This window comes from Kitasatospora sp. NPDC059747, from assembly GCF_042732955.1.
In the GTDB taxonomy this organism is placed as follows: domain Bacteria; phylum Actinomycetota; class Actinomycetes; order Streptomycetales; family Streptomycetaceae; genus Kitasatospora.
Genome location: NZ_JBHWGV010000026.1, coordinates 36,599 through 47,631 on the forward strand (window position 1 = coordinate 36,599; position 11,033 = coordinate 47,631).

11 protein-coding genes are annotated in these 11,033 nt (G+C 73.8%); 10 read left to right on the top strand and 1 reads right to left on the bottom strand.

Features of this window, described 5'->3' with window-relative positions:
* Nucleotides 1–413 precede the first annotated feature (413 nt).
* A complete protein-coding gene (locus tag ACFV4G_RS14220) occupies nt 414–551 on the top strand; it encodes a hypothetical protein (RefSeq protein WP_380439977.1) in 138 nt (45 codons plus the stop codon).
* Between the two features lie 202 nt (nt 552–753).
* Here the strand turns inward: ACFV4G_RS14220 and ACFV4G_RS14225 are convergent, their stop codons facing one another.
* On the bottom strand, nt 754–957 hold the full coding sequence (locus ACFV4G_RS14225) for a cold-shock protein (RefSeq protein ID WP_030060085.1): 204 nt from the start codon (nt 955–957) through the stop codon (nt 754–756).
* A 321-nt stretch (nt 958–1,278) separates the two neighbouring features.
* Here ACFV4G_RS14225 and ACFV4G_RS14230 point away from each other — a divergent pair, with 321 nt between their 5' ends.
* The 9 genes from ACFV4G_RS14230 (at nt 1,279) to ACFV4G_RS14270 (ending at nt 10,836) form a co-directional block, all read left to right on the top strand.
* Nucleotides 1,279–2,175, top strand: a complete 897-nt coding sequence (locus ACFV4G_RS14230) for a menaquinone biosynthetic enzyme MqnA/MqnD family protein (protein WP_380439979.1) — start codon at nt 1,279–1,281, stop codon at nt 2,173–2,175.
* A gap of 125 nt (nt 2,176–2,300) precedes the next feature.
* A complete protein-coding gene (locus tag ACFV4G_RS14235; RefSeq protein ID WP_380439981.1) occupies nt 2,301–3,980 on the top strand; it encodes a protein kinase in 1,680 nt (559 codons plus the stop codon).
* Between the two features lie 175 nt (nt 3,981–4,155).
* Nucleotides 4,156–5,376 carry a cyclic dehypoxanthinyl futalosine synthase gene (mqnC, locus tag ACFV4G_RS14240; protein WP_380439983.1) on the top strand — a complete coding sequence of 407 codons (1,221 nt, stop codon included), beginning with the start codon at nt 4,156–4,158 and terminating at the stop codon, nt 5,374–5,376.
* A gap of 82 nt (nt 5,377–5,458) precedes the next feature.
* Nucleotides 5,459–6,109 carry a hypothetical protein gene (locus ACFV4G_RS14245; RefSeq protein ID WP_380439985.1) on the top strand — a complete coding sequence of 217 codons (651 nt, stop codon included), beginning with the start codon at nt 5,459–5,461 and terminating at the stop codon, nt 6,107–6,109.
* A gap of 292 nt (nt 6,110–6,401) precedes the next feature.
* Entirely contained in the window at nt 6,402–6,989 is a 588-nt protein-coding gene (locus ACFV4G_RS14250; protein WP_380439988.1) for a hypothetical protein, read from the top strand.
* A 175-nt stretch (nt 6,990–7,164) separates the two neighbouring features.
* A complete protein-coding gene (locus tag ACFV4G_RS14255) occupies nt 7,165–7,866 on the top strand; it encodes a demethylmenaquinone methyltransferase (protein ID WP_380439990.1) in 702 nt (233 codons plus the stop codon).
* A gap of 137 nt (nt 7,867–8,003) precedes the next feature.
* Nucleotides 8,004–9,314 carry a geranylgeranyl reductase family protein gene (locus ACFV4G_RS14260; protein ID WP_380439992.1) on the top strand — a complete coding sequence of 437 codons (1,311 nt, stop codon included), beginning with the start codon at nt 8,004–8,006 and terminating at the stop codon, nt 9,312–9,314.
* 112 nt (nt 9,315–9,426) lie between these two features.
* Nucleotides 9,427–10,263 carry an LLM class flavin-dependent oxidoreductase gene (locus ACFV4G_RS14265; RefSeq protein ID WP_380439995.1) on the top strand — a complete coding sequence of 279 codons (837 nt, stop codon included), beginning with the start codon at nt 9,427–9,429 and terminating at the stop codon, nt 10,261–10,263.
* A 27-nt stretch (nt 10,264–10,290) separates the two neighbouring features.
* The gene (locus ACFV4G_RS14270; RefSeq protein ID WP_380439997.1) at nt 10,291–10,836 is read left to right on the top strand and encodes a nucleoside deaminase; all 546 of its coding nucleotides are present in this window, start codon (nt 10,291–10,293) and stop codon (nt 10,834–10,836) included.
* The last annotated feature ends 197 nt before the right edge of the window (nt 10,837–11,033 follow it).

Below are 11,033 nucleotides of genomic sequence, written 5' to 3' on the forward strand. Positions count from 1 at the left end.
CCCAGGCTGACGACGGACAGCGCCGTCGTCAGCCCGAGTGCGGTGAGTATTCGACGACGGGGACTGGTCAGTGTGGTGATGGGGTTCTCCCGTGGGAAGCGTCCCGGGCGGTGCCCGGTTCGGCGGCCAGGTCCCGCGCCCAGGCCGTGCGGCCGAAAGCGCGTCAGCACAGCATAGAAATCCCGGCTGACACGCCAGTAGCCGCTTACCCCTCGGGCGAACGTGGATCACTGAGTGCCCATCATCCGAATCTCCGGACGCTGGGTGACGCCCTGACGGACAGGGCTGTTGCGTGACCCGTCGAACCGGCTCCGGGTCGACGTCCCTCGGGTGCCACGGAGGGAGACGAAGCATGGCCGGCCCAGCGGCGATCCCGGCCCAGGCCCTTCGGGAACGTCGCCGGGCAGGCGCTGGTGCCGGTCATCGTGGCGGCGCGGGAGAAGACGCTCGACCTCGTGGCGTACAACAGCCCGGCCGGCGACCTGCTGGACGCCCCGGACTCCGCCGTGATCCCGGCCCAGGCCGGGGCGAAGGCTGCCGCCGCGGCCTGACGCAGCCGACGGGGCCCGGCCCCCGCGCCCGACCGGCGCGAGGGCGGGCCTTCGCGCGTCCGTGGTGCGGGGGTGGGGAAAAGGCAGGGGGCCCGCCGTGTGGCGGGCCCCCTTGGGTGTTGCTCTTGTGCTCATCGTGGCGGCCGTCGGGAGCCGCCTGCGGACCCGTGGGGTCCCGAGCGATCAGATCATCAGAGGATGGTCAGATAGCGGTGACGTTCTCCGCCTGCGGGCCCTTCGGACCCTGGGTGACGTCAAAGCTGACCGCCTGGTTCTCCTCCAGCGAGCGGAAGCCGCTCGCGTTGATGGCGGAGTAGTGGACGAAGACGTCGGGGCCGCCGCCCTCCTGGGCGATGAAGCCGAAGCCCTTCTCAGCGTTGAACCACTTGACGGTTCCCGTGGCCATGCCGTTCTCCTTGCGAGGCGTGTCGGGGGCCACACCGTGTGGCTCCCGGTCCGCTGCGCTGATCGCCCTGCCTCCGGACGAGTCCGAAGTTTTTCGATATTGCTGAAAAACTACAAAAAGCCTGCGGTTACATGCTCCGCAGGCTTCAAGTACTGCAAGGGGAATCAAACTGCAACTGAGGGCAACGCTAGCATGCGGTTGCGGTGACGACCAGGGGTGAACTGCGGTGCGCACGGCGCGTGTCGGGAGGGCGGGTGCGAGCCGTTCACGACACCGGGCATACGCTGCGGGGAGGCGCACGAAGAGCAAGGGAGCGGCGCAGTGGAGCACACCCCGGAGGAACGCACCCCGGTCAGGCCGAGGGTCGGACACATTCAGTTCCTGAACTGCGTACCCCTCTACTGGGGACTCGCCAGGACCGGCAATCTGCTCGACCTCGACCTCACCAAGGACACCCCCGAGAAGCTCAGCGACCAGCTGGTCGACGGCACGCTCGACATCGGCCCGATCACCTGCGTCGAATACCTGCGGCACGCCGACGAACTGCTCGTCCTGCCCGACATCGCGGTCGGCAGCGACGGCCCGGTGATGTCCTGCGTGATCGTCAGCAAGGTGCCGCTCGGCGACCTCGACGGCCGCCGGGTCGCCCTCGGCTCCACCAGCCGCACCTCCGTCCGGCTCGCCCGCCTGCTCCTGGAGGAGCGCGAGGGCGTCCGCCCCGAGTACTTCAGCTGCCCGCCCGACCTCGCCCAGATGCTCGCCGAGGCCGACGCCGCCGTCCTCATCGGCGACCCGGCGCTGCGCGCCCACCTCGGCCAGGCGGCCGACCTCGGGCTCACCGTCCACGACCTCGGCGCGATGTGGAAGGAGTGGACCGGCCTGCCCTTCGTCTTCGCCGTCTGGGCGGTGCGCCGCGACTTCGCCGCGCGCCGGCCCGAACTGACCGCCGCCGTCCACCGGGCCTTCCTGGAGTCCCGCGACCTGTCGCTGGTCGAGGCGGCCAAGGTCGCCGAGCAGGCCGCCCGCTGGGAGGCCTTCGGCGCCGACGTGCTGGAGCGGTACTTCAGCGAGGCGCTCGACTTCTCGCTCGGCGAGCGGCAGCTGGCCGGCGTCGCCGAGTTCGCCCGCCGGGTCGCGCACGACAGCGGCTTCGCGCCGGACGTCGCCGTGCGGCTGCTGGAGCCGGTGGCGGGCCTGGAACCCGCGGTGGTCGGCTGAGATCCTGAGGCACCGACGTCCCGGGAAGCCGGGGCCGGTACGGTCTGCTCCCGGGCGCGCGCGGTGCGGGCGTCCGGGAGCGGCCCGGTGGAGGGCCGTCCGTCGGCGAGGGGAGCGTGCGGGGGATGCAGGCACTGGGGTCGGACGACCCGCGCCAGGTGGGCGCCTACCGGCTGTTGCGCCGGCTCGGCGCCGGCGGCATGGGCCGGGTCTACCTCGGCCGGACGGCCGGCGGGCGCACCGTCGCCGTCAAGCTCGTGCGCGGCGAACTCGCCGACGACGCCGAGTTCCGCGCCCGCTTCCGGCAGGAGGTCGCGGCCGCACGCCGGGTCGGCGGCAGCTGGACCGCGCCCGTCCTGGACGCCGACACCGAGGGCGAACAGCCCTGGGTCGCCACCGGCTACGTCGCCGGGCCCGCGCTCGGCACCGCCGTCCGCGACGGCGGGCCGCTGCCCGAGGCCGCCGTGCGCGCCCTCGGCGTCGGGCTCGCCGAGGCGCTCGCCCACGTCCACGGCCTCGGCCTGGTGCACCGCGACGTGAAGCCGTCCAACGTGCTGCTCACCCTGGACGGCCCGCGGCTGATCGACTTCGGCATCGCCCGCGCCCTGGACGCCGCCGGCGGATTCACCCAGTCGGGTTACGTCGTCGGCTCGCCCGGCTTCATGTCGCCCGAACAGGCGAACGGGCAGGGTGTCGGGCCGGCCGGTGACGTCTTCTCGCTCGGCGCGGTGCTCGCCTACGCGGCCACCGGCGTCCACCCCTTCGGCGAGGGCGTCAGCGCGGCCGTCCTCCTCTACCGCGTGCTGCACGAGCAGCCGGACGTCCCCGGGCTGAGTGGGCCGCTGCGCTCGATCGTCCTCGACTGCCTCGCCAAGGAGCCGTCCGACCGGCCCACTCCGCAGCAGCTCCGCGCCCGGCTCGACCCGGAGGGCACGGCGGCCCTGCGGCTGCGGCAGGGCGGCTGGCTGCCGCCGGCGCTCGCGGCGGGGGTGGGGCGCAGCGCGGTCGAACTGCTGGACCTGGAGGGGGAGTCGGGGAGCGCTCCGGCCGACGTGCCGCCGGCGGCCTGGGGGCCGGCTTCCGGGACGGGTGCCGGGGCGGGTGCGTGGGTGGAGCGGACGCCGACCTACGTGCCGCCGGCGCCCGGGGGCGGCTCCCGGCCGCGCCGCGCGGTGCTGGTCGCGGCCCTGGCGGCCGCGCTGGTGGTGCTCGCGGGCGGCGGGTACGGGACGTACCGGTGGCTGGACCCGGCGGCTCCCGCGGTGACCGCCACGAGCAGCGGTTCGCCCGCCGGCCCGTCCGGGAGCGGCAGCGCCGTGCCGGAGCCCGCGCCGACGCCGGACGGTCCGACCGCGGTAGCGAGCACCCCGAGCACCCCGGGCACTTCGAGCGGGCCGGGCACGCCGACCGGGCCGAACGCGGTGCCGGCCGCGTTCCTCGGCACCTGGACCGGGGACATGGCCACCGAAAAGGGCGTGCCCGCGGGCACCACCCGGCTCACCATCGGGCCGGCCGCGATCGGGCAGGAGAACACCACCAGCCAGAACGGCATGTCCGGCATCATCTCGATCAGCTGCGACGGCGTCTGGAAGCTGCGGGAGGCGGGCCCGAAGAAGCTCGTGTTCCAGTCCCGGCTGGTCCGCTCCAGCCTGCCCGGCGCGTGCTCCGGCGGCGCGTACACCGAGACGCTCACCCTGCAGGACGACGGGACGATCCGCTTCACCTCCGCCGACCCGGTGGCGGGCAACCCGGCCGGGACGATGCACCGCACGGGCGCGGCCCAGCCCGACGGCACCAGCCGGTGAACACGGGTGAACACCGGGGGACAGGAGGCGGGAACGGGCCGGGCGGCGGGCTGGCGCAGGGGCCGGAATCGGCTGGCGTAGGCTGGTTCGGCCGTACCCGGAAACACCCGCGACCGGGACCGACGCGCTGAGAACAGCAGTACCCGAGCAGTCCCGAGAGAGAGAAGGCCGCCAGGTGTCCGAGCTCGCAGCGACCACCCTCGATGCGCCCAGCACCGACCTGCAGGCCGTGCTCGACCGCGCCGCCGCCGGTGGCCGGATCACCCCCGAGGAAGCGCTGGAGCTCTACCGCTCCGCGCCCCTGCACGCCCTCGGCTCGGCGGCCGACGCGGTGCGCCGCCGCCGCTACGCCGGCACCGAGCACATCGCGACCTACATCATCGAGCGCAACATCAACTACACGAACGTCTGCGTGACGGCGTGCAAGTTCTGCGCCTTCTACGTGCCGCCCAAGAGCGACAAGGGCTGGTCCCGCGAGCTCGACGAGATCCTGCGCCGCTGCGCCGAGACGGTCGAGCTGGGCGGCACCCAGATCATGTTCCAGGGCGGCCACCACCCGGACTACGGCGTCGAGTACTACGAGCGCGCGTTCTCGGCGATCAAGGCGGACTTCCCGCAGCTGGTGATCCACTCGCTGGGCGCCTCCGAGGTCGAGCACATGTCGCGGATCTCGGGCGTCTCGATCGAGGAGGCCATCACCCGGATCCATCAGGCGGGCCTGGACTCGTTCGCGGGCGCCGGCGCCGAGCTGCTGCCGGAGCGCCCGCGCAAGGCGATCGCGCCGCTGAAGGAGTCCGGCGAGCGCTGGCTGGAGATCATGGAGGCCGCGCACGGCCTCGGCGTGGAGTCCACCTCCACGATGCTGATGGGCACCGGCGAGACCAACGCCGAGCGGATCGAGCACCTGCGGATGATCCGCGACGTGCAGGACCGCACGGGCGGCTTCCGCGCGTTCATCCCCTACACCTACCAGCCGCAGAACAACCATCTGAAGGGCTCGACGCAGGCGACCGTCTTCGAGTACCTGCGGATGATCGCGATCGCGCGCCTCTTCCTCGACAACGTCGCCCACATCCAGGGCTCCTGGCTCACCACCGGCAAGGAGGCGGGCCAGCTGTCGCTGCACTACGGCGCGGACGACCTCGGCTCCGTGATGCTGGAGGAGAACGTCGTCTCGGCGGCCGGGGCCAAGCACCGCTCCAACCTGACCGAGCTGATCCACCTCATCCGGGCCGCCGACCGCGTCCCGGCGCAGCGCTCGACCACCTACGAGCACCTGCGGGTGCTGGACGACCCGGCGAACGACCCGGTCGACCCGCGCGTCGCCTCGCACATCGCCTCCACGGCGATCGAGGGCGGCACCGCGCACCCCGAGCTGAAGATCCTGGACAACTGAGCGCCGCCGCCGTAGTCGCCACGCTCACGCCCACGCCCATGCCCACACCCGCCGCAGCCGTGCCGGGCGCCGTGGTGGCGCCGTGCTGACCCTGCACCGGGCGGGCTTCGTGCTGCCCGATCCGGCCGGGGCCGGCCCCGCGCCCGCCGACAGCGCCGTGCTCGTCGACGGCGCGGTGCTGGTGCGCGGCGAACTCGTCGAGGCGGTGGGCCCGTTCGGCGAGCTCGCGGCGGCGCACCCGGGCGCCCGGGTGCGGGACTGGGGCGCGGCTGTGCTCACACCCGGGCTGTGCAACCCGTACGGGCACGGGCTGTTGGAGCGCGCCTACCACCCGGACCCGCGCGAGGGGACCGGCGCCGAGCCGGTGCCGGGCGGGCTGGACGCGGAGGGCGACGACGTGCGGTGCGGGGCGAGCGCCCGGCGCGGGCTGCAGCGGATGCTGGGGTTCGGGGTGACCGCGGTGGCCGGGCCCTTCGAGCGGGCGTCGGTGCGGACGGCGGTCGCGCGGTCCGGGCTGGCCGCGCTCGCCCCCGGGGGCGGCACGGGTGCCGCCGAAGGCCCGTTGGACCCGCTCGCCGTGCTGCCGCTCGCGCAGGCCGCGCACGGGCGGATCGCGGCCGGGGAACGGGCGGACTTCGCGGTGTTCGCGTGCGACGGGGACGTCCCGGCGCCGCTGCCGGGGGGCTGCCTGGCGACCGTGCTCGGCGGCCGGTTGGTGTACCGACGGCGCTGACGGCGCGGCCGGTGCGGGCGCCCGAACCGTCGTTGGCCCGCCGTCGGGCCGCCATTGGCCCGTCGTCGGCCGGCCTTCGGGCCGACTTCCCTGCGGCGCAAGGGACTTCCTTCGTGTGCGGCCGAACTCCGGCCCGCGTGGCGCCGGGTGATTGCCCCTTCGCCGTGACCTGAGGGCCCGCCAGCGGATACGATCCCGGACAGCTCACTCCGTACCCCCACCACACCACCGCCCGTGCCCGCGGGAGGCGGGGCCGCGTCCCCGGCCCCGACGCAAGCCAGGACAAGGAACCATGCGATCCGCGACCGTCCCCCCGCCGCGCACCCCGCGGTTGGGCCGTGGCTGGTACCTCGCCGCCGTGCTCAGCGCCGTGCTCGCCGTGGGCATGTGCCTGCTCGGCTGGCGCCAGGCCGACCAGGCCGACCGGATCGAGGCCCACCCGGTGCGGGTCGAGGGCGTCGTCACCCAGCTCCCGACCGGGGGCGGTTCCTACAGCGCCGTCAGCTACCGGGTCGGCGGCCAGGCGCACACGGCCGCCGCGCTGCCGCTCGCGGACGGCGCCAAGGTCGGTGACCAGGTCTGCCTGGAGCACGCCGCCGACGACGCGGGCGCGGTGCGGATCTGCGGCGACACCTACCCGCAGCCGGTCGGCGTCGGGCTGGCCCGGTACAGCGTGCCGGTGGCGGTCGCGCTCTTCCTGGTCTGCCTGTGGCGCATCCGCCGGCACCGGCGGGCGGTCGCCGTCCGCACCGGGCAGGGCCGGATCGCGACCACCGTCGCCTTCGCGACCGGGGCCCTGGCCGAGGGGATGCCGGCGATAACGGACGGCAAGCGCTCGCGCCGCAAGCGGCGTGCGGGCGGACGGCGCGCACTGCACTGACGGGGTGCGTCGGGAGGTGCGCCGACGGGCTCCCCGCGAGGTGCGCCGCAAGGTGCCCCGCGAGGTGCGTCGGGGGGCGTGCGGAGGGGCGCCTGTGAGCTCCGAGGGGCGCGGGCCGCGGGCGCTGCGCCGCCCCGTTGCTCCGGGCGCGGGCGCCAGGGTGAACAATGGGGGCGTGACCCGAGCCTCTCTGGACAAGCAGCCGCACGAAGTCGCCGCCATGTTCGACGACGTCGCGGCGAAGTACGACCGCACCAACGACGTGCTCTCCCTCGGCCAGGCCCGCGCCTGGCGCCGGGCGGTGGCCGAGGCGGTGGCCGCCGGACCCGGGGACCTCGTGCTCGACCTCGGAGCCGGCACCGGCACCTCCTCGCTGCCCTTCGCGGAGGCCGGCGCCAGGGTCGTCCCGTGCGACTTCTCCGTCGGCATGCTCGCCGAGGGCAAGCAGCGCCACCCCGAGCTGCCGCTCACCGCCGGCGACGCGACCCGGCTGCCGTTCGCGGACGACACCTTCGACTCGGTGACGATCTCCTTCGCGCTGCGCAACGTCCACGACACGGACGCGGCGCTGCGCGAGATGCACCGGGTCACCAAGCCCGGCGGCAAGCTCGTGCTGTGCGAGTTCTCCACGCCGACCTGGACGCCGTTCCGCACGGTCTACACCGAGTACCTGATGCGCGCCCTGCCGCCGGTCGCCACCGCGGTCAGCAGCAACCCCGACGCCTACGTCTACCTCGCCGAGTCGATCCGGGCCTGGCCGGACCAGCCCGCGATGGCGGCCCGGCTGCAGGAGGCCGGCTGGTCGAAGGTGGCCTGGCGGAACCTGACCGGCGGGATCGTCGCGCTGCACCGGGCGTACAAGACCGCCGCCGCGTAGCCGTCGTCCCTCCCCGCCCCCGTGAGCGGACCCGGTAAGCGGACCTAGACTGCCCGAGGCGGCAGCCGTCGTTCCAACCCAGCCGTCGCCGTCGTTCCAGCCGTCGTTCCAGCCGTAGTTCCAGGAGAGTGCCCACCGTGTCCGAGACCGCAGCCGACCCGACGAAGCCGGACAGCACCGTCGAGAGCACGGCGGACGTCATCGTGGTCGGGGCGGGCCCGGCCGGTGCCACCACCGCGTACTACCTCGCGCAGGCCGGCCTGGACGTGCTGCTGCTGGAGAAGACCTCCTTCCCCCGCGAGAAGGTGTGCGGCGACGGCCTCACCCCGCGCGCCACCAAGCAGCTCGTGGACATGGGCATCGACGTCTCCACCGAGAACGGCTGGCTGCACAACAAGGGCCTGCGCATCGTCGGCGGCGGCGTGCGGCTGCAGCTCGACTGGCCCGAGCTGTCCTCCTTCCCCGACTACGGCCTGGTCCGCAAGCGCGCCGACTTCGACGAGCTGCTCGCCCGTCAGGCCGAGAAGGCCGGCGCCCGCCTGTACGAGCGCTGCAACGTCAGCGGCCCCGTGCTGGACGACCGCACCGGACGCATCGTCGGCGTCACCGCCAAGCTCGGCGAGGAGAAGCGGGAGGTGACCTTCCGCGCCCCGCTCGTCGTCGCCGCCGACGGCAACTCCACCCGGCTCTCCCTCGCCATGGGCCTGCACCGGCGCGAGGACCGGCCGATGGGCGTCGCCTACCGGACGTACTTCACCTCGCCGCGCCACGACGACGACTACCTGGAGTCCTGGCTGGAGCTGTGGGACACCCGCGGCGGCCAGCGCCGCCTGCTGCCCGGCTACGGCTGGATCTTCGGCATGGGCGACGGCACCTCCAACGTCGGCCTCGGCATCCTCAACTCCTCGCCCGCGTTCGGCGAGCTGGACTGGCGCGAGGTCCTCAAGGCCTGGTGCGCCGGCATGCCCGAGGAGTGGGGCTACACCCCCGAGAACATGACCGACCCGATCCGCGGCGCCGCACTGCCGATGGCCTTCAACCGGCAGCCGCACTACACCCGCGGGCTGCTGCTCGTCGGCGACGCCGGAGGCATGGTCAACCCGTTCAACGGCGAGGGCATCGCCTACGCGATGGAATCCGGCAAGATCGCCGCCGGCGTCATCGTCCAGGCCAACGCCCGCGTCACCGACGGCGGACGCGAGCGCGCGCTGCAGGCCTACCCGCGCATCCTCAAGGACGTCTACGGCGGCTACTACACGCTCGGCCGCGCCTTCGTGAAGCTCATCGGCAACCCGCAGGTCATGCAGATCGCCACCCAGCGCGGGCTCACCCACCCGATGCTGATGCGCTTCGTCCTCAAGCTCCTCGCCAACCTCACCGACCCCCAGGGCGGCGACGCCATGGACCGCGTCATCAACGGCCTCGCCAGGGTCGCGCCCAACGCCTGACGGACGGCCCGCGCGGGCGGACGGCACACCACCGTCCGCCCGCACCAACAAATTTGATCAAGCATCGCCAAGAACCGCCCGCGAGCGAAGGCCAATTGCTAGCCTGACAGCCATGCGGATAGGCGTGAACGTCCCCAACTTCGGTCCCGGAACGCACCCGGAACACCTCGCCCAATGGGCCAAGACCGTCGAGGGCCTGGGCTTCGACCTCCTGATGGTCTCCGACCACGTCGCGGTCACCCCGGACGTCGCCAAACAGTATCCGGCGCCGTTCTTCGAGCCCTTCACCACGCTCTCCTGGCTCGCCGGCATCACCACCCGGGTCCAGCTGGGCACCACCGTCCTCATCGTGCCCTACCGCCACCCCCTGCTGATGGCCCGGATGGCCGCCAACCTGCAGCAACTCAGCGGCGGACGGCTGATCCTGGGCGTCGGCGTGGGCTGGGCCAAGGAGGAGTTCGCGGCGCTCGGCGTGCCCTTCGAACGCCGCGGCAAGCTGACCGACGAGTACCTGCGCACCATGCGGGCCGCCTGGGACGACGAGGCCGACTACGGCAGCGGGCAGATCCCGGTCTGGGTCGGCGGCAACAGCGACGCCGCGCTGCGCCGGGCCGTGCGCTTCGGCGCGCCCTGGCACCCGCTGCGGTTCACCATGCCGTGGTTCACGGAGGCGGTCGGCCGGCTGAAGACCATCGCCGACGAGGCTGGGCAGCCGGTGCCGGAGCTGGCGCCGCGCATCCTCCTGAAGCTGACCGACCGGCCCGTCGACGGGCCCGACCGCAAGGCCGGCGAGGGCACCATCGAGCAGATCCTCGGCGACATCGAGCAGCTGCGCCTGACCGGCGCCGGCACCGTGCTGCTCGACCCCTACCTCGGCGACCCGGACGAGACGCTGCGACCCGAGGTGGCGTGGCAGGCCCTGGCCACCGTCGCCGCGCACAGGTCCTGATCACCACCCCCTAGAGACGGAGTACCCGTGGCCAGCAACGCCCACGACCTGCACGAGAGCGACGTCGCCGGCGCCGCCGCCGTCACCGAGTCCGACCTGCCCTACCTGCGCCGCTGCGTGGAGCTGGCGACCGAGGCGGTGGAGGCCGGCGACTACCCGTTCGGCTCCGTGCTCGTCTCGGCGGACGGCAAGATCCTCGCGGAGGACCGCAACCGCGAGTCCAGCACCGGGGACCCGACCCGCCACCCGGAGTTCGAGCTGGCCCGCTGGGGCGCGGTCAACCTGAGTCCCGAGGAGCGGGCGGAGGCGACCGTCTACACTTCCGGCGAGCACTGCCCGATGTGCGCGGCCGCGCACGGCTGGGCGGGCCTCGGCCGGATCGTCTACGTGAGCTCGACGCGGCAGTACCGCGGCTGGCTGGGCGAGTGGGGCGTGAAGATCACCTCGCCGCTGAACCCGCTGTCGGTGCGGGACGTCGTCCCCGGGCTGGAGGTGGCCGGCCCGTCGCTCGAACTGGCCGGTGAGGTCCGCGAGTTGCAGCGCCGCTTCCGCGGCATCGACGCGGCGCTCTGAGCTTTCGCCGTTCTTCTCCGCCGCCACCGGATCCCGGTGGCGGCGGAGGTCTGTTCGGAGCCCGCGGCGGCGGGGCGAAACGGAACCGGGGGGGGGGGGGCCCCCGGGGGGGGGGGCGGCGGCGCGGGGGGGCGGGGGGGGGGGGGGGGGGCACACCCCGCCAAAGCTGCTCGACGTCTCTCGCGCGCGGCCACACG